At 36.2% G+C, this 26,096-nt stretch carries 28 protein-coding genes; 19 read left to right on the forward strand and 9 right to left on the reverse strand.

The features are described 5' to 3' along the window. Positions 1 to 3 precede the first annotated feature (3 nt). The 5 genes from thiI to AC1M36_RS04975 all read left to right on the forward strand — a co-directional run bounded on the left by thiI (position 4) and on the right by AC1M36_RS04975 (position 5,546). The gene (gene thiI, locus AC1M36_RS04955) at positions 4 to 1,215 is read left to right on the forward strand and encodes a tRNA uracil 4-sulfurtransferase ThiI (RefSeq protein WP_336450383.1); all 1,212 of its coding nucleotides are present in this window, start codon (positions 4 to 6) and stop codon (positions 1,213 to 1,215) included. 79 nt (positions 1,216 to 1,294) lie between these two features. Next, positions 1,295 to 1,492: an alpha/beta-type small acid-soluble spore protein gene (locus AC1M36_RS04960; protein WP_017153881.1), complete on the forward strand. Its 198-nt coding sequence runs from the start codon at positions 1,295 to 1,297 to the stop codon at positions 1,490 to 1,492. 153 nt (positions 1,493 to 1,645) lie between these two features. Further along, positions 1,646 to 3,232, forward strand: coding sequence for an acyl-CoA synthetase MbcS (gene mbcS, locus AC1M36_RS04965; RefSeq protein WP_336450382.1), 1,587 nt, complete (start codon positions 1,646 to 1,648; stop codon positions 3,230 to 3,232). Between the two features lie 232 nt (positions 3,233 to 3,464). Next, on the forward strand, positions 3,465 to 3,896 hold the full coding sequence (locus AC1M36_RS04970) for a VOC family protein (RefSeq protein WP_336450381.1): 432 nt from the start codon (positions 3,465 to 3,467) through the stop codon (positions 3,894 to 3,896). Positions 3,897 to 3,983: 87 nt separating this feature from the next. Beyond that, positions 3,984 to 5,546: an amidohydrolase gene (locus AC1M36_RS04975; protein WP_479845677.1), complete on the forward strand. Its 1,563-nt coding sequence runs from the start codon at positions 3,984 to 3,986 to the stop codon at positions 5,544 to 5,546. A gap of 82 nt (positions 5,547 to 5,628) precedes the next feature. Here the strand turns inward: AC1M36_RS04975 and AC1M36_RS04980 are convergent, their stop codons facing one another. Beyond that, positions 5,629 to 6,432: an NAD kinase gene (locus tag AC1M36_RS04980; RefSeq protein ID WP_336450379.1), complete on the reverse strand. Its 804-nt coding sequence runs from the start codon at positions 6,430 to 6,432 to the stop codon at positions 5,629 to 5,631. Positions 6,433 to 6,623: 191 nt separating this feature from the next. On the opposite strand from AC1M36_RS04980, the gene AC1M36_RS04985 reads away from it, so the two are divergent. The 5 genes from AC1M36_RS04985 (at position 6,624) to ackA (ending at position 11,126) form a co-directional block, all read left to right on the forward strand. After that, positions 6,624 to 7,262 (forward strand): DUF2953 domain-containing protein, encoded by a 639-nt coding sequence (locus AC1M36_RS04985; protein WP_336450378.1) that lies wholly within the window; start codon positions 6,624 to 6,626, stop codon positions 7,260 to 7,262. 9 nt (positions 7,263 to 7,271) lie between these two features. Next, complete coding sequence (ytfJ, locus tag AC1M36_RS04990; protein WP_336450377.1) at positions 7,272 to 7,667, forward strand: GerW family sporulation protein; 396 nt, start codon at positions 7,272 to 7,274, stop codon at positions 7,665 to 7,667. Between the two features lie 134 nt (positions 7,668 to 7,801). After that, complete coding sequence (gene tpx, locus AC1M36_RS04995; protein ID WP_174101724.1) at positions 7,802 to 8,302, forward strand: thiol peroxidase; 501 nt, start codon at positions 7,802 to 7,804, stop codon at positions 8,300 to 8,302. 347 nt (positions 8,303 to 8,649) lie between these two features. After that, a complete protein-coding gene (locus AC1M36_RS05000; RefSeq protein WP_336450376.1) occupies positions 8,650 to 9,639 on the forward strand; it encodes a class I SAM-dependent methyltransferase in 990 nt (329 codons plus the stop codon). Positions 9,640 to 9,932: 293 nt separating this feature from the next. Further along, positions 9,933 to 11,126 carry an acetate kinase gene (ackA, locus tag AC1M36_RS05005; RefSeq protein WP_336450375.1) on the forward strand — a complete coding sequence of 398 codons (1,194 nt, stop codon included), beginning with the start codon at positions 9,933 to 9,935 and terminating at the stop codon, positions 11,124 to 11,126. 22 nt (positions 11,127 to 11,148) lie between these two features. Here the strand turns inward: ackA and AC1M36_RS05010 are convergent, their stop codons facing one another. Beyond that, positions 11,149 to 11,574: an NUDIX hydrolase gene (locus AC1M36_RS05010; RefSeq protein WP_336450374.1), complete on the reverse strand. Its 426-nt coding sequence runs from the start codon at positions 11,572 to 11,574 to the stop codon at positions 11,149 to 11,151. Between the two features lie 109 nt (positions 11,575 to 11,683). Between AC1M36_RS05010 and AC1M36_RS05015 the strand changes: the two genes are divergently transcribed. Then, positions 11,684 to 12,517 carry an EcsC family protein gene (locus AC1M36_RS05015; RefSeq protein WP_336450373.1) on the forward strand — a complete coding sequence of 278 codons (834 nt, stop codon included), beginning with the start codon at positions 11,684 to 11,686 and terminating at the stop codon, positions 12,515 to 12,517. A gap of 29 nt (positions 12,518 to 12,546) precedes the next feature. On the opposite strand, the gene AC1M36_RS05020 is transcribed toward AC1M36_RS05015, so the two are convergent. The 3 genes from AC1M36_RS05020 to AC1M36_RS05030 form a co-directional block, all read right to left on the reverse strand. After that, complete coding sequence (locus AC1M36_RS05020; protein ID WP_017153894.1) at positions 12,547 to 13,197, reverse strand: YitT family protein; 651 nt, start codon at positions 13,195 to 13,197, stop codon at positions 12,547 to 12,549. A 933-nt stretch (positions 13,198 to 14,130) separates the two neighbouring features. Next, positions 14,131 to 15,678, reverse strand: a complete 1,548-nt coding sequence (locus AC1M36_RS05025) for a C39 family peptidase (RefSeq protein WP_479845625.1) — start codon at positions 15,676 to 15,678, stop codon at positions 14,131 to 14,133. A 402-nt stretch (positions 15,679 to 16,080) separates the two neighbouring features. After that, a complete protein-coding gene (locus AC1M36_RS05030) occupies positions 16,081 to 16,398 on the reverse strand; it encodes a radical SAM protein (RefSeq protein WP_207994740.1) in 318 nt (105 codons plus the stop codon). Between the two features lie 166 nt (positions 16,399 to 16,564). Here AC1M36_RS05030 and AC1M36_RS05035 point away from each other — a divergent pair, with 166 nt between their 5' ends. From AC1M36_RS05035 to AC1M36_RS05050, 4 genes are all read left to right on the forward strand, one after another. Beyond that, positions 16,565 to 17,770 (forward strand): argininosuccinate synthase, encoded by a 1,206-nt coding sequence (locus AC1M36_RS05035; RefSeq protein ID WP_336450371.1) that lies wholly within the window; start codon positions 16,565 to 16,567, stop codon positions 17,768 to 17,770. Then, entirely contained in the window at positions 17,767 to 19,155 is a 1,389-nt protein-coding gene (argH, locus tag AC1M36_RS05040) for an argininosuccinate lyase (RefSeq protein ID WP_336450370.1), read from the forward strand. Before AC1M36_RS05035 ends, argH begins: the two co-directional genes overlap by 4 nt. A gap of 205 nt (positions 19,156 to 19,360) precedes the next feature. Then, complete coding sequence (locus tag AC1M36_RS05045) at positions 19,361 to 19,714, forward strand: DUF3139 domain-containing protein (RefSeq protein WP_336450369.1); 354 nt, start codon at positions 19,361 to 19,363, stop codon at positions 19,712 to 19,714. Positions 19,715 to 20,223: 509 nt separating this feature from the next. Further along, the gene (locus AC1M36_RS05050; protein WP_336450368.1) at positions 20,224 to 20,565 is read left to right on the forward strand and encodes a zinc ribbon domain-containing protein YjdM; all 342 of its coding nucleotides are present in this window, start codon (positions 20,224 to 20,226) and stop codon (positions 20,563 to 20,565) included. A 134-nt stretch (positions 20,566 to 20,699) separates the two neighbouring features. On the opposite strand, the gene AC1M36_RS05055 is transcribed toward AC1M36_RS05050, so the two are convergent. Then, a complete protein-coding gene (locus tag AC1M36_RS05055; protein WP_241815219.1) occupies positions 20,700 to 20,879 on the reverse strand; it encodes a ProA domain protein in 180 nt (59 codons plus the stop codon). 114 nt (positions 20,880 to 20,993) lie between these two features. Between AC1M36_RS05055 and AC1M36_RS05060 the strand changes: the two genes are divergently transcribed. After that, positions 20,994 to 21,689, forward strand: coding sequence for a hypothetical protein (locus AC1M36_RS05060; RefSeq protein ID WP_479845678.1), 696 nt, complete (start codon positions 20,994 to 20,996; stop codon positions 21,687 to 21,689). A 42-nt stretch (positions 21,690 to 21,731) separates the two neighbouring features. On the opposite strand, the gene AC1M36_RS05065 is transcribed toward AC1M36_RS05060, so the two are convergent. Further along, a complete protein-coding gene (locus AC1M36_RS05065; RefSeq protein ID WP_336450367.1) occupies positions 21,732 to 22,190 on the reverse strand; it encodes a universal stress protein in 459 nt (152 codons plus the stop codon). A gap of 58 nt (positions 22,191 to 22,248) precedes the next feature. Between AC1M36_RS05065 and AC1M36_RS05070 the strand changes: the two genes are divergently transcribed. Continuing rightward, the gene (locus AC1M36_RS05070; RefSeq protein ID WP_336450366.1) at positions 22,249 to 23,136 is read left to right on the forward strand and encodes an SDR family oxidoreductase; all 888 of its coding nucleotides are present in this window, start codon (positions 22,249 to 22,251) and stop codon (positions 23,134 to 23,136) included. Between the two features lie 129 nt (positions 23,137 to 23,265). Continuing rightward, on the forward strand, positions 23,266 to 24,399 hold the full coding sequence (gene ald / locus AC1M36_RS05075; RefSeq protein WP_479845626.1) for an alanine dehydrogenase: 1,134 nt from the start codon (positions 23,266 to 23,268) through the stop codon (positions 24,397 to 24,399). Positions 24,400 to 24,602: 203 nt separating this feature from the next. Here ald and AC1M36_RS05080 read toward each other — a convergent pair whose 3' ends face one another. Next, positions 24,603 to 25,019: a hypothetical protein gene (locus AC1M36_RS05080; RefSeq protein ID WP_336450364.1), complete on the reverse strand. Its 417-nt coding sequence runs from the start codon at positions 25,017 to 25,019 to the stop codon at positions 24,603 to 24,605. Beyond that, entirely contained in the window at positions 25,019 to 25,279 is a 261-nt protein-coding gene (locus AC1M36_RS05085; RefSeq protein ID WP_420792322.1) for a helix-turn-helix transcriptional regulator, read from the reverse strand. The genes AC1M36_RS05080 and AC1M36_RS05085 overlap by 1 nt, the downstream gene beginning before the upstream one ends. A 202-nt stretch (positions 25,280 to 25,481) precedes the next feature. Here AC1M36_RS05085 and AC1M36_RS05090 point away from each other — a divergent pair, with 202 nt between their 5' ends. Beyond that, positions 25,482 to 25,916 (forward strand): hypothetical protein, encoded by a 435-nt coding sequence (locus tag AC1M36_RS05090; RefSeq protein ID WP_336450362.1) that lies wholly within the window; start codon positions 25,482 to 25,484, stop codon positions 25,914 to 25,916. Positions 25,917 to 26,096: the final 180 nt, after the last annotated feature.

The following is a 26,096-nucleotide window of genomic DNA, read 5'->3' on the forward strand; positions in this document are numbered from 1 at the left end:
AACATGATGAAATATGAATATATTTTAGTTCGTTATGGTGAAATGACGACAAAAGGAAAAAATCGTTCCAAGTTTGTAAACACGTTAAAAGATAACGTGAAATTTAAATTAAAGAAATTCCCAAACATCAAAATTGATGCGACACATGACCGCATGTACATTCAGTTAAATGGTGAAGATCACGAGGCGATTGCAGAGAGATTACAAAATGTGTTTGGTATTCACAAGTTTAACTTAGCAATGAAAGTGCCATCAGAATTAGAAGAAATTAAAAAAGGTGCGCTTGCTGCTTTCTTACAAGTAAAAGGCGATGTAAAAACATTTAAAATTACAGTACACCGTTCTTATAAACATTTCCCGATGCAAACGATGGAGTTACTTCCGGAGATTGGCGGTTACATTTTAGACAATACAGAAGACATCACAGTGGATGTTCATAATCCAGATGTGAATGTTCGCGTAGAAATTCGTAGTGGTTATAGCTATATTATGTGTGATGAGCGTATGGGAGCAGGCGGATTACCAGTTGGTGTTGGTGGAAAAGTAATGGTACTTCTTTCTGGCGGAATCGATAGTCCAGTAGCTGCTTTCTTAACAATGAAGCGCGGTGTATCAGTGGAGGCAGTTCACTTCCATAGTCCACCATTCACAAGTGAGCGTGCGAAGCAAAAAGTAATTGATTTAGCACAAGAGTTAACGAAGTATTGCAAACGTTTGACGCTTCATCTTGTTCCATTTACTGAAGTACAAAAAACAATTAATAAAGAAATTCCATCTAGCTACTCTATGACAGTTATGCGCCGTATGATGATGCGTATTACTGAACGTATTGCAGAAGAGCGTAATGCACTTGCAATTACAACGGGTGAAAGTCTTGGACAAGTAGCGAGCCAAACGTTGGATAGTATGCACACGATTAATGAAGTTACAAACTATCCAGTCATTCGTCCGCTTATTACGATGGACAAACTAGAAATTATTAAAATTGCAAATGAAATTGGAACATATGATATTTCAATTCGTCCATATGAAGACTGCTGTACAGTATTCACACCAGCAAGTCCAGCGACAAAACCGAAGCGTGAAAAAGCAAATCGCTTCGAATCAAAATATGACTTCACACCACTTATTGAAGCCGCTGTTGCTAATACAGAAAAAATGGTATTACAAACAGTAGAAGTGGCTGAAGAAGAGCAATTTGAAGATCTTTTCTAAAACCATAAATTACCATATCTAAAAATGTATGAAGTCATATGGTTTATCACACTCTATACTCACAAGGAGGTGATACTATATGGCACGAAGCACAAATAAATTAGCGGTTCCTGGTGCTGAATCAGCATTAGACCAAATGAAATACGAAATCGCTCAAGAGTTCGGTGTTCAACTTGGAGCTGATTCAACATCTCGCGCTAACGGATCTGTTGGTGGCGAAATTACAAAACGTCTAGTTTCACTAGCTGAACAACAATTAGGCGGTTTCCACAAATAATCCCATATACGATGGCTTAGAAGGAGCGGGTTTTCCCGCTCCTTCTTTTTGTCGACAAGTAATTAAAAAATTTGTCAAAAGAAGTAGGTTTAAAATTTACTGAAAATTCTTTATTATAGAAGGGAGGCATAGAGAAAAAGGAGGATGATTATTATGAAGAGGGAAGAATTATTAGCACCACCATCTTATAACTTAGTTGCAGAGATAGAGAAATATACAAATGACGAGCAGAAACTTGCTTTAATTTGGCAGGATGATGAAGGAAATAGACGTGAGGTTACATACTGTGAATTGATAAAAGGAGCGAATAAAATTGGAAACGCTTTTATAAAGAGTGGGTTGCAAAAAGGAGACAAGCTTCTCATTATGATGCCACGCTTAATTGAAGCATATATGACGTATATTGCCGCAATTAAAGCGGGGTTTGTAGTCATTCCAAGTTCAGAAATGCTTCGCAAAAAAGATATTGAATATCGTATTCAGCATGGAGAAGTAAAAGCAATTGTCAGTCATGAACCGTATATTCAGCAATTTGAAGGTGTAGAGATGGTAGAGTCTCTTCAAAAATTCGTATTGAGCGAGCAGTCGGTAGATGGTTGGATCAATTTAAAAGACGCATTAGAAACAGAAAGTGATGAATTAGCAATCGCAAAGACAGACCGAGAAGATATGGTCTTTTTATCTTATACATCCGGGACGACTGGAAATCCAAAGGGCGTTGTTCATACACATGCTTGGGGCTACGCACATTTGCGTACAAGCGCTCCGAATTGGCTTGGAATAGAAGAGAATGATGTTGTATGGGCAACGGCTAGTCCAGGTTGGCAAAAATGGATTTGGAGTCCTTTTTTAGCGACGCTCGGTTCAGGGGCGACAGGGTTTGTATATCATGGTAAATTCGAACCGAAAACATATTTACAGTTATTAGATGATAATAAAGTGAATGTGCTTTGTTGTACACCGACAGAATATCGTTTAATGGCAAAAGTAGAGAACTTGCAGCAGTATAATTTAGAAGCGTTACATAGTGCGGTATCAGCAGGAGAGCCGCTGAACCGAGAGGTAATAGAAACATTCCAAAATCATTTTAATGTTACAGTCCGGGATGGTTATGGACAAACAGAAAATACTTTACTCGTTGGCGTTATGAAAGGGATGGAAATTAAGCCAGGATCGATGGGGAAACCGACGCCAGGTAATCATGTCGACATTGTAAATGAAGAAGGACAACCTGTATCTGTTGGAGAAGTAGGAGATATTGCTGTTCATATTGAAACACCAGCACTCTTTAAACAATATTATAAAGATGATGAGCGAACAGCGATGCAATTCCGTGGTGATTATTATATTACAGGTGATAAAGCGAAAAAAGATGAAGAAGGGTATTTTTGGTTTGAGGGTCGCGGTGATGATATTATCATTAGCTCTGGTTACACAATTGGCCCATTTGAAGTCGAAGATGCGCTTGTGAAACATCCGTATGTAAGAGAATGTGCTGTTGTGGCAAGTCCAGATGAAATTCGTGGAAGTGTCGTAAAGGCATTTATCGTCTTAAGGGACAATGTGCAAGAAAAAGAAGAATCATTAATACCTATACTCCAAGAACATGTTAAAGAATTAACAGCACCATATAAATACCCTCGTAAAATTGAATTTGTAGAAGAACTACCAAAAACAATTTCCGGAAAAATTAGACGCGTTGAACTTAGAAAACAAGAAATGGGGCTTGCATCAAAGTAAGACAGATATTGCGAATATAGAAAAATATCTAAATCTTGATGAGGAAAGAGCATCTCCATTTTCGATTATAGATTTTGCAACAGCGTTTACTTGGTAAAAGAGACAGAATATTTCAACTGAGTTGTTGCGTACACATGAAATATGTGATATTCTTATCAAGAACGTATGTTCTATATATGTTTGAATATGACTATGTAATGCTTGACCAAAAAATTAAAAAGAGGTGCCTTTTATGATTTTAGGTATTAACCCGTATTTAGTTTTGGATGGTAATGGACAAGAAGCGGTGAAGTTTTATGAACATGCATTAGATGCAAAGGTTGAAATCATGCAAACGTTTGGAGAAATGCCTGAAACTCCAGGATTTACTGTTCCAGATGAGGTGAAAGATCGCGTTTTACATGCGCATTTAAAAGTTGGGAATACAGACCTGATGATTTCAGATACATTCCCAGGTAAACCATACGAAATTGGATCACAAGTAACGGTGGCCATTAGATTGAGTGATGCAGAGAAGGCAAAAGAAGTATTTGGAAAATTGCAAGATGGCGGTGAAGTCATTATGCCAATTCAAGAAACTTTCTGGAGCCCGGCATATGGACAGGTGAAAGATAAATTTAACGTAGAATGGCAAGTGTCAACAATCCCTGCTAATCAGGATTAGTTTTTGGAAAAGCACCATGTGATACAAATGGTGCTTTTTTTCTACGTTTTGATTTCGTAGACTAGAAAGAAAAAGGGGGATGAGATGATGGGAGAGATATGGTACGGCGGAAATATCTATACGATGAACAAAGAAAATGAAACAGTCGAGGCGGTTTATATTGAAAATGGAAAGATCGTCGATTTAGGAAATAAAAAGGACTTAGAAAGTCGATATCCATTTGAAAAGTTACACGATCTAAAAGGAAGAACGATGATCCCAGGTCTTGTGGATAGTCATATGCACCTTATTGGGCATGGAGAGAGGTTGCTTCGATTAGATTTATCAAGTTGTACATCTTATAAGGAAGTACTCAATCTTGTTAAGGAAAGGATAGAAGAGGTACCAGTAGGTTCATGGATTATTGGAGAAGGATGGAACGAAAATAATTTCACAGATATTAAAAAGGTTCATGTCCTTGATTTAGATGCAATTTCGAAAGAACATCCGATTTTATTAAAACGTGTTTGTCGCCACGTTACATGGGTGAATTCTTACATATTGGAAAGAGCAAGTATAACAGCAGAAACATCAGATACAAAAGGTGGAAAAATTGGTCGTGGAACAAAAGGTGAACTAACAGGGCTGTTGTATGAACAGGCGCAAGATTTAATCAAGCACGTTCAGCCGGAAATTAATGAAGCGTATTTACAAAGGGCACTGCAAACTGCGATTCAAGATTGCTGGAAATACGGCCTAGTAGGAGGGCATACGGAAGACTTAAATTATTACGGCGGTTTTCAAAAAACGTATAACGCATTTTCATACGTCATAAAGGAAATGCCATTTAAAGCGCATTTATTGGTGCACCATGAAGTCGCACATGAACGAAAAGAGTATAAGAATGAGCATTATATTGAATTTGGTGCAATGAAAATCTTTTCAGATGGTTCGTTTGGTGGAAGAACAGCACTACTCAGTGAGCCATATGAAGATGCCAAGGAAACGAATGGCGTGGCAATCTTTTCTCGGGAAGAACTGGCCGAACTAGTGAGAAAAGCGCGTAATTTACATATGCCGGTTGCGATTCATACAATTGGTGATTTATCGCTTGAGTATGTGATTGATGCGCTAGAACTATACCCACCGGCAGAAGGGCTACGCGATCGTATTATTCATTGTCAGCTTGCGCGCGAAGAATTAATTGAGCGGATGAAGTCCTTGCCGGCCATCATTGATATTCAGCCTGTTTTCGTCTCATCTGATTTTCCATCAGTGATTGAAAAGTTAGGAGAGCATCGTCTTCGGTATGCGTATGCTTGGAAAACGTTACTCGGTGCCGGATTACATTGCGCAGGTGGATCAGATGCACCAATTGAACAAGTAAATCCGTTTTTAGGAATCTATAGTGCGGTAACGCGGAGAAGCTTTATTGATGGAGCATGTTACATACCTGAAGAGAAGTTATCTATATTTGAAGCTGTCTCTTTATTTACAACTGGAAGCTCCTATACGATTGGAAAAGAAAACAAACGCGGTAAAATTGTAAAAGGATATGAAGCGGATTTTACAATTATAGATCGTGACATATTTGAAGTTGAAGCAGAGGAAATAAAAAATATACAAGCTATCGCAACTGTAATAGATGGTCAAATTGTATACCAAAAATAATAGCAGCGGTTCGCTAATACACGACGTGTGAATCACAATAAAATGAGTGCCAGTAAATCTTCTGGCACTCGTTTTTTGCTGTTTATAAAAACGTTCTCTGTACTTTTTCCCAGAACGAATTATTTTTTAGTTTTACTGTTTTAATTTGTTTATCGCTTAAACGTACGACTGCTTTTTCAACTTGTTTAATGCTAAGTGCTTCGTTATCCATGCCAATAACAGGATAATCATTACCGTCTGGAATAAGTTTTAACGTTAAAGTACGTTCATGGTTTAAAATAAACGGTGATCCAAGTGTACGATATGTGTTGTTGTTTAAAGAAGCGAGTTCACTTATTTGGAAGCATGGGATGAGTGGGTCGACAACCGCGCCATGCAATGATTTATTATAAGCTGTACTTCCTGTCGGAGTAGAAATAACTAAGCCGTCCCCTCTAAATGTTTCAAAATATAAATCATCAACATGCACATCTACTACAAATGTTTTAATGATGCTAGAGCGTAAAGAAAATTCATTTAAACAATGGAAAGATGTGTCATGATCAACATCTATTTGAATTGTTGGGTATTTACGCACTTCAATTTCATTTTGTGTAATTTCTTGAAGGGCTGTATCGACATGGTCAATATGGAAATCACAGTAGAAAGAAATTTCATCTTTCGTAGAAACACCTGCATATAAGCAATCTTCTCTAAAGCCTGTTTTGCGAACAGCTTGTAGGAAGGTTCCATCATCTCCAACACTGACGATAGCGTTTGCATTTTTTGGATGATCTAATATGGTAAATCCATTTTCCTCTAAAATACGATATATTGGCTTCATTTTTTCAACAAGCGTTGCTTTGTCATCACCATAAAAGAAAAATAAATTGCGACGATCTGCCATTCTGTATCCCTCCATTGCAGTCAAATTTAGCGTTGTGCTCCATTAGAAAAACTGATGGTATGCTCAAATAGTATATTTCGATATAAAATGTCAAAATCCCTCTTTATTTTTAGAAAAATTTTTATATTCAATTTTATCACTTCTTGTTTAATCCTGCTTGAACCTGTCGATAATGGATGTGGAGTGAAAGGATGGTACGAATGAAGTGGCTTGTAATTGGAATTGGGATTCTTCTCCTGCTCGTTTTACTTATACTATTGTCGAGACTATCGCTTAAAGTGACGTTTTTATATTCAGAAATGGAGAAACAATGTTTATTTCAAGTGAAAATATGGATGATTCACTATACGTTTGATATTTTAGAAAGAATTGAAAAACAGCAAAAAAAAATCGGACAAAAAATTGAAAAAGCAGAAGAAGATGGAGGAATTGAGAATAAAATTATGGCGCAGCTTGATAGTATCGGGGAACTGATAAAAAAGCTACAAGAGATCCATACTATCATTAAAGATTTTCTTAAAAAAGTGAAAATCAATAGGTGGAAATGGCATTCACAAATTGGAACTGGGGATGCAGCTAGCACCGGAATTGTCACTGGATATGCATGGGGGACAAAAGGAATGGTCGCTGGAGTCTTGGGGCAATATACGCATGTTATTGATATACCCGAGTTTGAAATTACACCTGTGTTTCAAGGGAAAGGATTTGCATCGAAAGGCGAATTAACAGCATCCTTTCGCATATATCGTGCTACAGTGGCAGGAGTAAAAATACTGTGGTTTATGAGAAAACAAAGATCTAGTGCAGTTGAAAAATCTGCACAAGCATAGGGGGATAAAATGGATCATCCAATTCAAGGTTTAATGACAACTGCAATGCAGCATTTAAAGCAAATGACAGATGTAAATACAATTATCGGCGATCCAATTAAAGCAGCGGATGGAAGCGTCATTTTAACGGTTTCTAAAGTGAGCTTTGGATTTGCTGCTGGCGGTAGTGAATTTGGAAGAATAGAAAATACTGGCCGTCATCCGTTTGGAGGAGGTAGCGGTGGTGGAGTTTCCATTAATCCGGTTGCTTTTCTTGTTATAAATGGAAAAGGTGTAAAAGTCCTACCTTTAGATAATCAAGCACATATCATCGATAAAATGATTGAACTAGCACCACAAGCCGTCGATAAAGTGAAGGAAATGATGGAGAAGCGAAAAGGTGATGAACCAGAATTTGAAATCTAACACCGAAAAGAAGCTAATCGATTGGTTAGCTTCTTTATTTTTTTGTAAATAAAGCGATTTTATTTGCATTCTGCATGGGGACAAACTATCATTTACATTGTACATATTTTGTTTAAATAAGGGAGGATTTTTAAGTGGCAAACGTAACTTTTAAAGGTAACCCAATTACTTTAGTTGGAACAGAAGTTAAAGTTGGTGATCAAGCGCCAAATTTCCAAGTGTTAGCAAATGACTTATCTCCAGTAAGTTTAGAAACATACAAAGGTGAAGTGAAATTAATTAGTGTTGTGCCATCTATCGACACAGGTGTGTGTGATGCACAAACTCGTCGTTTTAACCAAGATGCAGCAGGTATTGAAAACACGAAAGTATTAACAATTAGTGTGGACCTACCATTTGCTCAAAAACGCTGGTGTGCAGCAAACGGCTTAGAAAACGTAGCAACACTTTCTGATCACCGTGACCTTTCATTTGGTGAAGCTTACGGCGTAGTAATGAAAGAGCTTCGTTTACTTGCTCGTGCGGTATTCGTAGTAGACAGTAACGACAAAGTAGTTTACGTAGAATACGTAAGCGAAGGCACAAGCCATCCAAACTACGAAGCGGCATTAGAAGCAGCAAAAGCGGCGAAGTAATGCTAAGGAAGGCGACCTCTTTCTAAGAGGTCGTTTTTTCTTACGTATTGTCGAACCGTTATATTGAAAAAATTGCTGATATAATCTTCATTTTGAAAAGGGGGCTCTAAAAAAGAGGTCGCTTTTTCTTTTGGGAAAAAATTAGATTACCCCGCATTAACGGGCAGTAAAGCTCCTACCTCAAGATGTAGTAACACAAAGAATCTAGTTGGGAGATAAACTGCCCGTAAATGCCCGATTGGTCACGGCTAATAATCAGTGGAGGATGAAGAAACCTCCCCACTGATTAAAGTTTCACTTTATGGTATGATATAGGTTATGTGTAATTGACTGAAGGAGGAATATATGTGAGTCAGGCAGTAGAAACATTATTTTCTATTTTTGATTCTTCTACCGTAATTTTACGTAAAGAATTGGATGTAACATATTTAGAAGCGCTTGTAGAAACAGGAGATAACTTGTTTGAAGGAGCGATTCTGCAAGAGGAATTATCTGAATCAACAATTGAACGGTTGAATCGTGAATATAGTAAATTTAATGAAGAAACATATAAAAGCGAAGAAATTCGCAAAGCGTTTCAGCTTGCCATCCTAAAAGGGATGAAAGAGGGTGTACAAGCCAATCATGAAATGACACCTGATGCAGTTGGAATGTTTATGAGCTATTTATTCCATAAATTTATGAAAGATCAAAAAGAAATCGTTGTTTTAGACCCTGCTATTGGGACAGGTAACTTAATGACGACAATCTTTAATGGTGCGCAAGAAGGTACAACGATAAGCGGATTTGGTGTAGAAGTGGATGATGTACTTGTTAGACTTGCTTTAGTGAATGCGAATTTACAAAAGCAAGCAATCGAGTTCTTCAATCAAGATGGACTAGCCCCGCTTTATATTGACCCAGTAGATGCAGTTGTTTGTGATTTACCAGTTGGGTTTTATCCAAACGAAATTGGTGCAAGTGAATATACTTTAAAAGCAGATGAAGGAATGTCTTACGCACATCACTTATTTATTGAGCAAAGTGTAAAGCATACTAAAGAAGGTGGCTATTTATTCTTCTTAGTACCTAACTTCATCTTTGAAAGTGATCAAGCTCCAAAATTACATGCATTTATTAAAGAAACAAGCTTTATTCAAGGGCTATTACAGCTCCCTGTTTCCATGTTTAAAAACGAGAAAAATGCAAAAAGTATATTTGTTCTTCAAAAGAAAGGTCCAAATGTAACGATGCCAAAGCAGGCGTTACTAGTGGAATTACCTAAGTTTTCCAATATGAAAGCGATGGAGGACATCATGGACCAATTAAATAATTGGTTTGCAACTCATAAGGCGTAAAATATGTAACAGGTGTATCTGGTGATATAGTACAGTTTTTATATCATGTGTGTTTACTTTTAATATATACAAGAGTAAACTGAATTTTTTTGAAATCTGTAATATATATTTTTTCTTGGTGTTACAATTTTTTCACTTGAAATATATGTCGTACGATGTTTAAATTAAACTCGTGAGTATAAAATTTACTGGGAATGAAACGTTTTCATCTTTGGTAAATTTAATCAGATAAAATCGAGCGGTTTGTGGTTTCATCCACACAACTACCAAGAGAAAAAGGGGCGAAAGACTAGATGTCAAAAATCATCGCGATTAATGCAGGAAGCTCTTCCTTAAAATTCCAATTATTTGAAATGCCAAGTGAAACAGTATTAACAAAAGGTTTAGTAGAACGTATCGGTTTAGAAGATAGTATCTTCACAATTACTGTGAACGGCGAAAAACAAAAGGAAATTACAAACATTCCAGATCATGCAGTAGCAGTTAATATGCTCCTTAACAAATTAACTGAAAACGGAATCGTGAAATCTCTTGATGAGATTAGTGGTATTGGCCACCGCGTTGTACACGGCGGCGAAAAGTTTGCTGATTCTGTTTTAATTACTGACCAAGTATTAGCAGATATCGAAGATTTAAGCGACTTAGCACCACTTCATAACCCAGCAAACATTGTAGGTATTAAAGCATTCCAAGAAGTACTTCCAAACGTACCAGCAGTAGCAGTATTTGATACAGCATTCCACCAAACAATGCCGGAATCTGCGTATCTTTACAGCTTACCATATGAATACTATGAGAAATACGGCATCCGTAAATACGGTTTCCACGGAACTTCTCATAAATATGTAACAGAGCGTGCGGCTGAATTATTAGGTCGTCCACTTGAAAGCTTACGTTTACTTTCTTGCCACTTAGGTAATGGTGCAAGTATTGCTGCTGTAGAAGGCGGAAAATCTATCGATACTTCTATGGGCTTTACTCCACTTGCTGGTGTAACAATGGGTACACGTTCTGGTAATATTGACCCTGCGTTAATTCCATTCATCATGGAAAAAACAGGTCAAAATGTAGAAGAAGTAGTTAACGTATTAAACAAGAAAAGTGGTATGTTAGGTCTTACTGGTTACTCTAGTGACTTACGTGACATCATCGCGAAAGAAGAAGAAGGCGACGAGCGTGCGAAAGTAGCATTAGATGTATTCGTAAGCCGTATTCATAAATACATTGGTTCTTACGCAGCTCGTATGAAAGGCGTTGATGCAATCATCTTTACAGCTGGTATTGGTGAAAACAGTGCAATCGTACGTGAGCGCGTATTAGAAGGCCTTGAATTTATGGGCGTATACTTTGATGCAAAACGCAACAACGTATTCGGTGAAGAAGCATTTATCAGCTTCCCTCACTCTCCAGTAAAAATTATCATAATTCCAACTGACGAAGAAGTTATGATTGCTCGTGACGTATTACGTCTTGGAAACATTGGTTAATATATGTAAAAAAGACAGGATCCTATAGGATCCTGTCTTTTATTTTTGCTGTGAGAAAATGCATGAGTTCATTTGGATACAAAACTTTTTCTTGCTCAAGAAATGCTATCATAGGAATCCATTTTGCATATGCATTACGTTCGCCATCTCGCACAGGAATCATTTCGTTTTCATGTAGCGATGGATCTAAAAAACGAAGAGAGTACAACTGAATGATTTCATGCCCCCCATGAAACATGTTTTCAAGGCATCCTAAGTAATCAATCACTTCTATCTGTGTCCCCAGTTCTTCTTTATATTCACGAATCACTGTTTCAGCTGATTTCTCTCCAAATTCAATAGAACCGCCGAGTGGCCTATAATATGTTTCACCTTCCGTAACATACTCTTGAACGAGAATTCGTTCGTTATGAAGTACAATTCCAAATACCTTTGCGCGTGGATACATAAATATCCCTCCTGTGTGCTGGATAAATATATGTTTAACTTATCAGATTTACAAAGAAAAACCGGAAATATGTTACAATAGAAAAAAATTGAGCGAGGTGGTTGCTACGATGCGATCAAAGCGAGAACAAGCCATTTTACAAGAGGTTAAAAACTGGGAAGGACAATTGTTAGAACAGGAGTCTACCGATTTTCAAAAGGTTTTTGATAAGTGGTTGCATACTTCAATTGCAAAAGTTCCAGAGAAAAAGCGAAAAGAGTTTTTTGCGAAAGCAGACGGATGGTTATTCCACCTTCATGCATTGATTCAAAGCTCACAATCACAGCTTGATGCGCGAAATCGTATTTTAGGAACAGCGCGGCTGTTTGATGAATCGATTGAACAACTGGAAGAATTGAAAGAATTATCTATTGATCAGTTAACATATATAGCAGAACAACAAACGGCGCGTCATCGTTTGTATTCTTTCGTACAGGGAGGAGCGACGGGAGTAGGTGGTTTGTTATTACTGACTGCTGATTTTCCTGTCATGATTGCGCTGAATGTAAAAGCTGTTCAGCTGATTGCAACGTCGTTTGGTCATGATGTGAACAAGCCTTATGAAATGATGCTCGCTTTAAAAGTATTCCATGCGGCCCTACTGCCAGCAAGACTCCAGCAATATGCTTGGTATAACTTGCTTCAGGAGTTAGAACAAGAAGATTCGTTCTTTTATGAAGGGGAAGAAGAAGTATTAAAACCGGCTTCTACAGAAGTTGTGTTAAAACAAATTTTGAAGACTTTTTCCATCTATGCGCTTCGTCGCAAACTATTCCAGGGTATTCCTGTGTTAGGGATCGCGATTGGTTCCACGGTGAATTATCGCTTAACGCGGAATGTAACAGAGTTTGCAAACAGGTTCTATCAAGTGCGTTACATATTAGAAAAAGAAAAAAGAGCATAAAAAAGCGAGAGGCAAAGGCCTTTCGCTTTTTAGTTTGTTGCATGTTTTTTTGACATTGGAATAGATACTGCTTTCTTTTCTGTTTTTGGATAGTAAATTAAATCCAATGTTTTTGCCTGAACGGCAATTGAAAGGATAGTAAAAGCAATTTCTGTCCATGTTAAATAATATAATGAAAGCGCTAGAACAATCGCGTCAAAGACGAAGAAAATTTGCCCAATTGTAAAGCGAGTTTTTTTGCTTAGTACAATTGTTAAAATATCGTCTCCACCGGTTGCACCGCCAAATCGCAATATAAAACCGAGTCCAATACCAGCTAGCGCGCCGCCTACTACTGCAGCTATCCATAAATGATTTGATAAATCTACTGTAAACGGAGAATAGTTTTCCATTAAAGAATAGAATACTCCGAATGAAATCGAGCCCATAAATGAATAACCAACCATTTTTTTACCTAAAAATGTAGCGCATAATAAAATGACAGGGATATCCATTAATACAGTTGAAATTGACGGTGAAATATCAAAAAAGTTTTGGATAAATAGTGCAATTCCTACAAAGCCACCTTCAGTTAAGTGGTTTTGGAAATGAATGTGATACAGTGCTGCTGATAAAATAAATGAACCGATTAAAACCATAAAAATTTCTTTAATAATTTGTCGACTTTGGATGTTCCTCATCGTTATTCCTTCTTTCCGTAGTTAGTAGTCCTTTTTGTGTTGTAAACTAACTACGAGCCCATGTAGCCTTCAGTTAGTTTACGTAAAACTAACTACGCTATATGTCGCTGAAGAAATAACGAATAATCCTCTCGTCCATCAATTCTCCCTACCTTCGTTTTGGTTTAAGTCTAAAAACGACTAAACAAAACTTTGAGTAGGATTTGTTATTTAGCAATCCTGCTCTCTTCTTCGTTTTGTTTAGCGAGTAACAATAAAGGCTTAAACAAAACGCTATGTGTAAGAAGAGTCTTTTCGTTGCCAAATTATCCTTCGGGCAATCATAATTTCCCCACTCTCGTATTTTTTTCGCTAGACTAAAAGATCTGAGCTGAAAAATACGCTACGTGTAAGATTCATCAATTCGATGCCACATGCTCCTTCGAGCGATCATGATATCTAAATCCTTTCTGTAAAAGATTTTATATTATTATATCATACTTTCTAAAAATGTATGTGGATGGAAACCGACAATAACAGAAGAAAAAACTACATAATTTGCAGTTTCATTGCGATTGAATTAGGATTCTTATATATTTTTGTAGAATAGTCTTGTTTGTTCAGGATTTATAAGTAATAAGTGGGTAGTGCTCATGATAGTAACGATAAGTTATACATAAGGAATAGAGGGTGGAAATAAGGCGGGATTTTGAATCATGGCAAGACAAAATTATTCATTTTGCTGCTTTGTATTGTTTGTATCTGTTTTGTCTTTAAAGAAAGCCTCCCAACTAATGACACTAAGAAAAGTGAGGACAATAATGACAAAAGCTCTCATGACTTTTATGCTCCTTTCAAAATCTATTTTTATTTATTATATGGTATAAATGAGTAAATTTACAAAATAAAAGAGATAAAATGAAATTCATTTTATCTCTTTTTTGTTTGTGTTTACTACATACTTAATGCTTTTTTCTCCATGTAATTGTAACTGCTAATAAATTTGCTTTTTGGAATTTTAGCCCCTTTGCCACGTCGAAGAGGGTCATTAATATATACATAATCATTATCATACCCAGTGACTAACACGGCGTGCATATCAAAATCCGCTTGTATCACTTTCCCTGATAAAGTTTTCCAACTTTTTGGAGATACAGGATGTGAAAAAGATGCTGTAATCCAAGTTACAACCGGTTTGCCCTGTCCTACTAAACGCTCAATTTTAGAAAAATCAGAGCCTGTTAAATTGATACCGCTGTTTGTATAACGGTCTAATACTTTTTTTAATGGGGCTGGATCAATTGAATAACCAGGAGATGCGCCTGTTACATCTCCAACAAATCCAACTGAAGGGTCTCCCCACGTTAAAATAGATCCAGCGCCTCTTATCATAGGTGTAGAATCAACAGGTAATTGTTTAGCTAATGTTAGCTTGTCTACATTATGTCCGTGATATTTTAGCATCATTGTCATGGAAACAACTTCACATCCATTACGTAGCTCAGGTAGTTGGAAAATCATCGGAGCATCTAAATACACAGACTCTTTTTTCATGACTCCATCTTCATATAAGTAATACCATTTTCCATTATCTTGAATCCATCCAGTAGCCATATCGCCGCCACTATGAAGATAGTACCAGTTAGCGCCGTCAAAATACCAACCTGTACGCATGACGCCATCGTGCTCAAGGAGATACCATTTTCCGTTCACCTTTGTCCATCCAGTAGCCATATCGCCGCCATTATGAAGATAGTACCAGTTAGCGCCGTCAAAATACCAACCTGTACGCATGACACCATCGTGAGCAAGGAGATACCATTTTCCGTTCACCTTTGTCCATTCGGTAGCCATATCGCCGCCATTATGAAGATAGTACCAGTTAGCGCCGTCAAAATGCCATCCCGTACGCATGACACCATCGTGAGCAAGAAGATACCATTTTCCGTTCACTTTCGTCCATCCGGTAGCCATATCGCCGCCATTATGAAGATAGTACCAGTTAACGCCGTCAAAATACCAACCTGTACGCATGACACCATCGTGAGCAAGGAGATACCATTTTCCGTTTACTTTCGTCCATCCGGTAGCCATAGCACCATTGGTATGAAGGTAATACCAGTTACCTTGATCATTTTTCCATCCTGTTACTTTCGCATTATTTGAGTAGTAGTACCAATTATTGTCTTCTTTAATCCAGCCTTCTTTTTGCTTATTCTTTTCCTTGTTTGTCTCCAATTCCGCTTTATTTTCTTGCGTTTGTGCTTTTATAGCAGGAGCTAGATTGTTTTCTTGCGTGTGCTCTTTTTTATCGGTAGTTATGTTATTTTCTTGAATTTGCTCTTTTTTATCAATGGTTACATCATTTTCTTGCGTTTGTTCTTTTTGGTCAGTTGAGCTATCGTTTCTCTTCGGAGTATCGTTTAAGGATTCCTCTTTTTTTAACGTTTTTGTTTGTTCAGTAGCTTTGGAAGGCTCTTCTGTATGAAGAGAATCTTTCACTGTTTCTGTGTTCGCATAACTATGTATAGGAGATAACAATAAAGCACTAGATAAAATAATAACTGGAAGCTTTTTTTTTATTTACAATCCTTTCTTTATGTATTTGATAAATAGATAGCTAGATTCGTTAAATTATTAGTTTTTAATATACAGCTGATTTGGAATGGTTTTCCTATTCCTCTGCACCTGCATCATGATACAATAAAAAACTTTTGATTGCGAGAAGTTTTTATGAGAGAAAAGAAGAAGTAGTTTATGAGATGGATTTTTTATTTCGCTATTTGAGGAAGGTAAGACTTGTATTTGAAAATTCAATGGAAATAAGGGAGCGGATTTATAGGGAGAAGAATTGAATTACAAATAAAAAGGCATCTATTTATAGATGCTTTTTTATTTTGTTTCTTACTGATGCGCTTTCCCCTCAGATACATTTTGTGTAAGGCGATACCAAAGCCATAAATCATTAATGATAGAGGCAAGATCGGCAATTTCAGAATTGAGTCTACAGGAAATTTCGAAGTTTTCCTCGTTATTTAAACGATGTTGTTTTTGATTAATATGATATTCAAGTTCTTTTATACGATCAGGAATTTTCCCGCGAATTTGTTCCCACTTTAATAAAATAGCATGCTGCACTTTTTCAGGGATATCTTCCCATTCTTCTTGTAACTCAGGTACTTCTATTCCTAGGTGTTCATCGTATATAAAATATTGTTCCATATAGACACCCCCATTTTCTGTTTCCATTGTACCGAAAAAAAGAAAGAAGTTCGACGAAATTGTTTGAAAAATTTTTGCTAATATCCCTTGATTCATTTTGTAAAAGGTGTTAAAGTTTGAATTAATATAAATTGTAATGAATATTTATTCTTTAGGGGGATATAAAATGGAGAAGAAAAAAGTTGTGTTAGCATATTCCGGAGGTCTTGATACTTCCGTTGCAATTAAATGGTTACAAGAGAAAAATTATGATGTTATTGCACTTTGTTTAGATTTAGGGGAAGGTAAAGATTTAGCATTTGTAAAAGAAAAAGCAATTTCAGTAGGTGCGATTAAATCATATATGATCGATGTTCAAGAAGAATTTGCGAATGAATATGCATTGATGGCCCTGCAAGGCCATACTTTATACGAAGGAAAATACCCACTTGTTTCGGCGTTATCTCGTCCGTTAATTGCGAAAAAGCTAGTAGAAATTGCGGAGCAGGAAGGAGCAAGTGCAGTAGCTCATGGATGTACAGGAAAAGGGAACGACCAAGTTCGTTTTGAAGTTTCCATTCAAGCATTAAACCCATATTTAGAAGTTATCGCACCGGTTCGTGAATGGAAATGGTCACGTGAAGAAGAAATTGCATACGCAAAAGAAAACAATGTGCCAATCCCAATCAATTTAGATAGTCCGTTTTCCATTGACCAAAACTTATGGGGGCGTAGTAATGAATGTGGAATTTTAGAAGATCCATGGGCAGCACCTCCAGAAGATGCATATGAAATGACATTAGCACTTGAAGATACACCGAATAAACCAGAATTTGTGGAAATTGGATTTGAAGCAGGTGTACCAACAACATTAAACGGCACTTCTTATTCACTTTCGGAACTAATCAAAACGTTAAACAACCTTGCTGGAAAACATGGTGTTGGACGTATTGATCATGTGGAAAACCGCCTTGTTGGGATTAAATCACGTGAAGTATATGAATGTCCAGCTGCAATGACATTACTTACAGCACATAAAGAGTTAGAAGATTTAACGCTTGTAAAAGAAGTAGCTCATTTTAAACCGATGATTGAGCAAAAATTAACAGAACTTATTTATAACGGGTTATGGTTCTCGCCTTTAAAACAAGCACTTGCTGCTTTCTTACAAGAAACACAAAAATCAGTAACAGGTACAGTGCGTGTGAAATTATTTAAAGGTCATGCAATTGTAGAAGGACGTAAATCAGAGTACTCTCTATATGATGAAAAACTAGCAACGTATACAGTGGATGATGAATTTAACCATGATGCAGCAGTTGGCTTTATTTCTTTATTTGGTCTTCCAACAAAAGTATACAGCCAAGTGAATCAGAAGAAGGTGGAAGCGTGAGCAAACTTTGGGGTGGCCGTTTTACAGCAGAAGCAGAAGAATGGGTCGAGGAGTTTGGAGCTTCCATCTCCTTTGACCAACAATTAGTGGTAGAAGATATAGAAGGAAGTATTGCCCACGTTACAATGCTTGCGAAGCAGGGGATTGTGACAAAAGAAGAAGCAGAGAAAATTAAAGAAGGCTTACAACATTTACTAGAAAAAGCGAAAGCAAATGAGTTAACTTTTTCTGTAGATGCTGAGGATATTCATTTAAACATTGAAAAAATGTTAATTGAGCAAATTGGGGACGTTGGTGGGAAACTTCATACAGGAAGAAGCCGTAATGATCAAGTTGCGACAGATATGCATTTATATTTACGTAATAAAGTGAAAGATATTATAAAGGCAACGAAACAACTGCAAACGGTTCTTGTTCATCAAGCAGAGAAAAACATTGAAACCATTATGCCAGGGTATACCCATTTGCAGCGTGCACAGCCAATCTCGTTCGCTCATCATGTACTTGCATATTTTTGGATGTTAGAGCGCGATGTAAATCGTTATGAAGATTCACTGGAGCGTATTAATATTTCTCCGCTTGGTGCAGGCGCACTTGCGGGAACGACATTTCCGATTGATCGTGCGTATAGCGCAGAGCTTCTCGGTTTTAAAGGAATCTATGAAAATAGCTTAGATGCGGTAAGTGACCGTGATTTCATACTAGAGTTTCTTAGCAATTCATCCATATTAATGATGCATTTATCACGTTTTTGTGAAGAACTCATTTTATGGAGCAGTCAGGAGTTTCAATTTATTGAAATGAGCGATCAGTATGCAACAGGAAGCAGCATTATGCCGCAAAAGAAAAACCCTGATATGGCTGAACTTATTCGTGGTAAAACAGGGAGAGTATATGGCAACTTATTTAGTTTATTAACGGTAATGAAAGGTTTACCGCTTGCTTATAATAAAGACTTACAAGAAGACAAAGAAGGAATGTTTGATACAGTGAAAACAGTAGAAGGCTGCCTTCATATTATGGCTGGCATGCTAGAAACGCTGACTGTAAACAAAGAAAAAATGGGGCAAGCCGTAACACAGGACTTCTCTAATGCAACAGAAATTGCTGATTACTTAGCAAGTAAAGGACTTCCATTCCGTCAGGCGCATGAAATTGTCGGAAAGCTTGTTCTTCATTGCACGCAAAAAGGTATCTATCTATTAGATGTACCGTTAGAAACGTATCAAGAAATGAGTCCGTTATTTGAAGAGGACTTATATGAAGTTCTTTCACCGTATGCAGCTGTAAAACGTCGTAATAGTGCAGGTGGAACAGGGTTTGTTCAAATAGAACAAGCACTGGAAAAAGCGAAAGTGTTAGTGGGAGAGACAGTAAGTTTATAAGGATGCGAAGAGGGGAATATGTTCTGTATAGGAGCATATTACTCTCTTTTTTTTGTACATAACATATTTTCATACAGATACTTAACCTAATATTGAGTTTTCTAGATTTTACAAAATATGTATAGTATCGTTTTATAATAAGGAGTAAAAAGTTCAAATTTTTGCTGCGGGTCATGAACGATACTTGTATTTGATAGGAGGATGTATGAAAAAGATAATTTTTATTCTTATATTACTAATTAGTTTAATTGTTAACGCGAAGGTTTTTCTGATAGATAAATATATGTATATAGGAGAACGTGAAAAACGAGAAGGAGCAATTATGCTAACAATGTGGCACTTGCAAGAAAACGGATATAAAGAAAGTGATATTTTATCAATAAAACCTGCCTTTTATAGTAAAGAAGGTTCTTACGGCATGAATGTAATGTTTAAAGATGAACCCAATGAATCATATACTTATAAAGTTTGGCGAGATCCTAAGACAAATAAACCCTCTGTTAATCAACAAACAAATGTATCAGGTGGTATGGATGGAAAACATCAAGAGCTTAAATAGTAAAGAAAGTGTTGAGTAGATACTTGAACTTTGAAGTATAAAATCGATATAAATAGAATGATTTCTTATGAACATGGGAGGATACTAAGTTCCGTCCAGGAGTTAAGTATCCTCTTTTGATGTAATGTGTGAAAATGTTTTGATATACTTTCAGATTTCATGTACCAGAACCCTCCGTTTCATTTTCCTAATTATACCATCGTTATGATTGTTTTGTATTTTGGGAGGGTAATCTATGCTAAAACAACTCTTCATCTGGAATAGTATGTTTGAAAATCTAAGTTTACTGCATCGCTATCAATGTAAAAAAGGAGAGCACATTATATGATGCATTCTCTTTTTTTTAGAAAAAGTGTTCACATAAAGTTGGCTTGTCAATCTGAAAATACTATGGCAGTATATAAGGACTATCCCTACTTTTCGTGAATTTTAAGTTCGTAATTGTTATGGTTATGAAGCTATAAAAAGGGAATTAAAAGTGATTTTTATAATGGAGGAAATAAAAAAATATGCAAAACTTACCAAACTGCCCGAAATGTAATTCAGAATATACGTATGAAGATGGAAGTCTTTTTGTTTGCCCAGAGTGTGCTCATGAGTGGGCTTTAGAGTCAGAAGCTGAAAATAGTGAAGACACAAAAGTTGTGAAAGATGCAAATGGAAATATCTTAAACGATGGGGATGCTGTAACAGTAATCAAAGACCTTAAAGTAAAAGGAACTTCATCCGTTATTAAAATAGGCACGAAAGTAAAGAGTATCCGTTTAGTTGATGGAGATCATGATATCGATTGCAAAATTGACGGTTTTGGAGCTATGAAATTAAAATCTGAATTTGTTAAAAAGGCATAAGATAGTTATATAAAAGTGATTGAAAAGACGTTCAGTAAAGTGGTTTTGCCACGGAATGAACGTCTTTTTATGATGAAAAAAGAGGGTATACAATCGTATAACCTCTAATAAGTGTAATGTTATGTTCTTTTTTCTTATTCATATTTATGTCTGTTTTCTGTAATACGAATATATTCAATATCCATTAAATCACGTAGTAATGCACCGTGGCTTAGCTCAACGCCATGCTTTTCTTTAAAATGAGAACAGATTGTATCGAGCATTTCAATCTCTTCATCATTTACATCTAAAATAATTCGTTCGTGATCTCCCATATAGTATTCCTCATTTCGTTTTTTCTTAGCGTAACCGAAAGTTCCTGATTGTATAACAATAGTTGTATTTTATATGTTAATGTTTTTTTATTAGGATATTAAAAATAAGGGGAGATAGAGTTGCTTTATAGGTTTGTCATTATTTTATATACGGTCATTATAGTCACATATGCATTTCCTAACATCTTTACTTTACAATATATAAAACCTATGTATATCGCGTTTTTTATTTTTTGTATATTTGTAATGGATTGCTGCATCTCGCTATGGATATATAGGAGAAAACAGGAACAAAATAAAAAGGAGAGAAAGAAGGAAAAGCGGGAAAAATCATTTTGGATGATGACATACGTTTTTGTTTTTCCGATAGTTCTGAGTTTTGTAAGTGAACGCATCGCGGAAAAGGGATTCGATTTAAAGCTTGGGGCAACCATGTTTTTCTATTATTTCTTTTTTCACTTTATTCCGTATATGAGTGAAAAGACTGGGGAAGATGAGGATCCTTTTGAAAAAGATATACAAGAACAAGAAGATAAAATGATAGAAGAAGAAATGGAGCAATTAGCTAAACAAAAATGGTATTTCAATTCAACACTTATCTTCATTCTTTGTTTAGTTACACCACCAATTGGTTATGTGTATGTATTACTTTTACGAAAAAAAATGACATACTATGCGAAAATGAGTTATTTGACACTTGCAACCATTACGATGGGATTATGGGCAATCAAGTTCCTCCCACCACATTTATATGCCGTTGTGATTCTCATCATAGCTTGTCTTGTTTTCATAGGAAAATACATAAGATAAAAAACACCAAGTCCGTATAAGACTTGGTGTTTTCGTTATTTATTAAATGTCACCTTGTTCTTCTTCGCCACGAACAACAAGGACATCGCATTTCGCATAGCGAATAATATGTTCAGAGACGCTACCGATTAAGAAGCGTTCTACAGCGTTTAAACCAGTTGCACCACACATAATTAAATCTACTCTATGTTTTGGAGCAATTTCTTTTGAAATTTTAGATTTTGGGTTACCAAATTCTAATACAAGTTCTACTTTTTCAAGACCAGCTTCAGTTGCAGTCTTTTTGTAGTCTTCTAATAAATCTTCTGCAAAGAGATTTGCGCGCTCGGCAATTGCACGGCTATATGCTTCTACTGCAGAGTATGCTTTTACATCAACGATATGAGCGATTGTTAATGTTGCATTGTTACGTTTTGCGACTTGAATTGCTTTTTTAAAGGCTTTTTCTGCTTCTTTGGAACCGTCCACTGCAATTAAAATATTTGTATATGTATTATTCATAGTAGATTCCTCCCAATTCGTTTTTATAACCTTTTACAACTTAATTATAAAGCAAAATATGGTAACGTGCTTGCTGGAAACGTTACAGAATTTTGAAAAATCTATTTCAATTCGTTTTAGTTGTAATTGTAGGGAGAACTTGTTACATATTGATTATAGGAATAAAAAGGAGGCTACCTTTGTGAGACACGCGCTCATTACAGCCGGTACGAAAGGTTTAGGAAAGAAAGTAACAGAAAAATTATTGGCTGAAGGATATTCAGTAACCGTAACATATCATAGTGATATGCGTGCTGTAGAAACAATGAAGGAAAAATATAAACATCTAGAAGAACGTTTGCAGTTTGTGCAAGCGGATGTCACTAATAAAGAAGATTTACATAAAATAGTAGAAGAAGCAATCGGCCGCTTTGGCAAAATCGATTTTTTAATTAATAATGCGGGTCCTTACGTATTTGAACGTAAAAATTTAATTGATTACGAAGAAGATGAATGGAATGAAATGATACAAGGAAACCTAACAGCAGTGTTTCGTTTAGTAAAGCTTGTCGTTCCGATTATGAGAAAACACCATTTTGGCCGAATTATTAATTATGGATTTCAAGGAGCAGATAGTGCACCTGGTTGGATGTATCGTTCCGCATTCGCAGCTGCAAAGGTAGGACTTGTTTCGTTAACAAAGACAATTGCTTATGAAGAAGCAGAGTATGGCATTACATCAAATATGGTTTGTCCAGGCGATATCATTGGTGAAATGAAAGAAGCGACGATTCAGGAAGCGCGTATAATGAAAGACAGTAGGACGCCAATTGGTAGATCAGGAACAGGTGAAGATATCGCTCGGACCATTGCATTTTTATGCGAGGAAGATTCCGATATGATTACGGGCACAATTATAGAAGTAACAGGTGCAGTTGACGTCATTCATAGATATCGACAAAAATAGATAAAATCTATCGGAAAACTCGCATTATTTTTTGTCAAATATTGAGATATTATGTTAAAATATAAGAGCGTAGAAAGCGCTTTAAAAAATGATTCAGGGGTCATTTCATAACTCAAGGGGGAATTAATAATGCGTATCGGTATTCCAACAGAAATTAAAAACAATGAAAACCGCGTGGCAATGACGCCAGCTGGTGCCGTACATTTAGTACACAATGGTCATGAAGTTTTTGTTCAAAAAGGCGCAGGTTTAGGATCTGGCTTTACAGATGAAGAATATGTACAAGCTGGAGCAAAACTTGTTGAAACTGCTGAAGAAGCATGGAATCAAGATATGGTTATGAAGGTAAAAGAGCCAATTGCAAGCGAATATGGTTACTTCCGTGAAGGTTTAATTTTATTCACATACTTACACTTAGCTCCAGAACCAGAATTAACAAAAGCTTTAATTGATAACAAAGTAGCATCAATTGCTTATGAAACAGTACAATTAGACAATCGTTCTTTACCACTCTTAGCACCTATGAGTGAAGTAGCTGGCCGTATGTCTGCACAAATTGGTGCGCAATTCCTTGAAAAAACAAAAGGCGGCAAAGGTATTTTACTAGCAGGCGTTCCAGGGGTAAAACGCGGTAAAGTAACAATTATCGGCGGTGGTCAAGCTGGTACAAACGCAGCGAAAATCGCAGTTGGTTTAGGTGCTGACGTAACAATTATTGACTTAAGTGCAGAACGTCTTCGTCAATTAGATGACATTTTTGGTAACCAAGTGAAAACTTTAATGTCTAATCCTTACAACATCGCAGAAGCTGTAAAAGAATCTGATCTTGTAATCGGCGCAGTATTAATTCCAGGTGCAAAAGCGCCAAAACTTGTAACAGAAGAAATGATTAAATCAATGGAACCAGGTTCTGTTGTCGTAGATATCGCAATCGACCAAGGTGGTATTTTCGAAACAACTGACCGCATTACAACTCATGACAACCCAACTTACGAAAAACACGGTGTTGTTCATTATGCAGTTGCAAACATGCCAGGTGCGGTTCCACGTACATCAACTCTTGCATTAACAAACGTAACAGTGCCATATGCAGTACAAATTGCAAACAAAGGCTACAAACAAGCTTGCCTAAGCAATACTGCATTATTAAAAGGTATTAACACATTAGATGGCTATGTAACATTCGAAGCAGTTGCAGAAGCTCACGGTTTACAATATGCTGATGCGAAAGAGCTTCTTGAAAAAGCTCCTGCTTTATCATAATAGAAATGATTGTGAGCCCCTCCTTGTATAAGGAGGGGCTTTTTTGTATTTGGCAATGGAATATAAACATAATACTTTCTATTAGTCCGGGATTATCTTTTTATGAAAAAGAAAAATAAAAGAAATTGTCCACATACCAAAAAGAACAGAATTTACTTCTATTCTTTTTTAGTAATTCTTCAATTGCTTTCTTTTTTCTTCAATTATTGATCAAATCTCTTTACAATTCTTAAGCCAAACATCATTGTAAAGAAAAGAACTCCCATGACATAATACAGAACATACTCTACCCGTATCATTGAATTTTTGTTAGTAATAAATAAAACAAAAAGTATTGCAGCACCGACTAGATGAGAAAGCCCGAATATTTGAGTCATAAATTTCAAACTCAGCTTTTCGATTCTTTCGTCCATTTCTGGTAATGGGTACTGTTCTTGTTCTTTCTTCTTTTTCTTAAACAATCTTCCCCTAACCACTGTTATGAGTAATCCCAAGATTATATAGCCACTAGCAAATATAAGAGCAGAGCGAAATCCTTCCTCATTAAAATAAAGAAATGTCGTCCCTAATATAAGGATAGTAATATGCGATACAATTTCTTGTATAAAATTATTTTTCATTACTTTCCCTCCCCAGTTTTATCTAATTGAAATAAATCTTCTACTTTACAATCAAAAAACTCACATAATTTTAAAGCTAATTCTAAGCTGGGGTTATATTTGTTTTTCTCGATGGCGATGAGGGATTGTCTGGTGATGTTAACAGCGGAAGCAAGTTGCTCTTGAGTGATGTCTCTAACAACGCGGAATTGTTTAACTTTATTTACAATCAAATCTCCTCTTTCTCCTTTATGTAAAATTATTACTTTTACAATAACCATTTTTAGGTAAAATGTAAATATAACTTTACTAAAAGTATATAAAACATTACAAAATGTAAAGGAAGTATTACTACTACATAGATGAAATTAGAGAGTATTTATATGTTGAAAGTCTTTCGATTGGTATATTTTTCTTGTTGATAGGGCTCTCTATATGATAGTTTGGAATTGTATGCGTAAGGAAAATAAAAGAGGGGATGTCATGGGGAGAAAAAGTAGTAAGAAAAAACAAATAAGAAGACAGAAATATATAAAGAAAAAGCAGGAGCAGAATATACCATTTCAAAAGAAGTTGGCTATTCGTATAGAGGGAATTGCTAGGTATATTAGTATGGTTTTATATGTAATTTTAAGTATGTATTTGTTCGGTGTATGTTATCAAATAGAGATAAGACCTGAATTTTTGGAAGATATCTTTCAGTGGGGGGCTTTTTTGGCACCATTCGTTCTGTTTTTTGTAGTGTTTGATACAGTATGGCCAAGTCGTGAAAGTAAAAAAGATAAGAAAAGAAAGCAGAAAAAGAAACGCTTTTCCAATTCTTCCAATTCATCAAGTGGATTTATAAACTACAGTGATAATAATTGTAGTAGTGCAAGCGATAGTGGGGGTGGAGATTGCGGAGGTGGTGGAGACTAAACGGGATTTACTTTTAAATACATAGGATGTCATTAATAAAAAAGATAAAAATAATAGAATGAAACAGAGCGTCGCGAAAAGGGTGCATAGCAATAAATTTAGCGAAGGAAACAGAAAAAAGATATTGATTTTGGAATGATTGGCTTTTGGATTTGTATGATTGTTATTGCACTTGAAGGG

Source organism: Bacillus sp. Medicinal_06 (genome assembly GCF_056711665.1).

Excerpts from the sequence above, each read along its gene's own strand:
- thiI (WP_336450383.1), top strand. The coding sequence starts at position 4 with ATGATGAAATATGAATATATTTTAGTTCGTTATGGTGAAATGACGACA.
- AC1M36_RS04960 (WP_017153881.1), top strand. The coding sequence starts at position 1,295 with ATGGCACGAAGCACAAATAAATTAGCGGTTCCTGGTGCTGAATCAGCA.
- mbcS (WP_336450382.1), top strand. The coding sequence starts at position 1,646 with ATGAAGAGGGAAGAATTATTAGCACCACCATCTTATAACTTAGTTGCA.
- AC1M36_RS04970 (WP_336450381.1), top strand. The coding sequence starts at position 3,465 with ATGATTTTAGGTATTAACCCGTATTTAGTTTTGGATGGTAATGGACAA.
- AC1M36_RS04975 (WP_479845677.1), top strand. The coding sequence starts at position 3,984 with ATGGGAGAGATATGGTACGGCGGAAATATCTATACGATGAACAAAGAA.
- AC1M36_RS04980 (WP_336450379.1), bottom strand. The coding sequence starts at position 6,432 with ATGGCAGATCGTCGCAATTTATTTTTCTTTTATGGTGATGACAAAGCA.
- AC1M36_RS04985 (WP_336450378.1), top strand. The coding sequence starts at position 6,624 with ATGGTACGAATGAAGTGGCTTGTAATTGGAATTGGGATTCTTCTCCTG.
- ytfJ (WP_336450377.1), top strand. The coding sequence starts at position 7,272 with ATGGATCATCCAATTCAAGGTTTAATGACAACTGCAATGCAGCATTTA.
- ackA (WP_336450375.1), top strand. The coding sequence starts at position 9,933 with ATGTCAAAAATCATCGCGATTAATGCAGGAAGCTCTTCCTTAAAATTC.
- AC1M36_RS05010 (WP_336450374.1), bottom strand. The coding sequence starts at position 11,574 with ATGTATCCACGCGCAAAGGTATTTGGAATTGTACTTCATAACGAACGA.
- AC1M36_RS05015 (WP_336450373.1), top strand. The coding sequence starts at position 11,684 with ATGCGATCAAAGCGAGAACAAGCCATTTTACAAGAGGTTAAAAACTGG.
- AC1M36_RS05020 (WP_017153894.1), bottom strand. The coding sequence starts at position 13,197 with ATGAGGAACATCCAAAGTCGACAAATTATTAAAGAAATTTTTATGGTT.
- AC1M36_RS05030 (WP_207994740.1), bottom strand. The coding sequence starts at position 16,398 with ATGGAACAATATTTTATATACGATGAACACCTAGGAATAGAAGTACCT.
- AC1M36_RS05035 (WP_336450371.1), top strand. The coding sequence starts at position 16,565 with ATGGAGAAGAAAAAAGTTGTGTTAGCATATTCCGGAGGTCTTGATACT.
- AC1M36_RS05045 (WP_336450369.1), top strand. The coding sequence starts at position 19,361 with ATGAAAAAGATAATTTTTATTCTTATATTACTAATTAGTTTAATTGTT.
- AC1M36_RS05050 (WP_336450368.1), top strand. The coding sequence starts at position 20,224 with ATGCAAAACTTACCAAACTGCCCGAAATGTAATTCAGAATATACGTAT.
- AC1M36_RS05055 (WP_241815219.1), bottom strand. The coding sequence starts at position 20,879 with ATGGGAGATCACGAACGAATTATTTTAGATGTAAATGATGAAGAGATT.
- AC1M36_RS05065 (WP_336450367.1), bottom strand. The coding sequence starts at position 22,190 with ATGAATAATACATATACAAATATTTTAATTGCAGTGGACGGTTCCAAA.
- AC1M36_RS05070 (WP_336450366.1), top strand. The coding sequence starts at position 22,249 with ATGGTAACGTGCTTGCTGGAAACGTTACAGAATTTTGAAAAATCTATT.
- ald (WP_479845626.1), top strand. The coding sequence starts at position 23,266 with ATGCGTATCGGTATTCCAACAGAAATTAAAAACAATGAAAACCGCGTG.
- AC1M36_RS05080 (WP_336450364.1), bottom strand. The coding sequence starts at position 25,019 with ATGAAAAATAATTTTATACAAGAAATTGTATCGCATATTACTATCCTT.
- AC1M36_RS05085 (WP_420792322.1), bottom strand. The coding sequence starts at position 25,279 with ATGGTTATTGTAAAAGTAATAATTTTACATAAAGGAGAAAGAGGAGAT.
- AC1M36_RS05090 (WP_336450362.1), top strand. The coding sequence starts at position 25,482 with ATGGGGAGAAAAAGTAGTAAGAAAAAACAAATAAGAAGACAGAAATAT.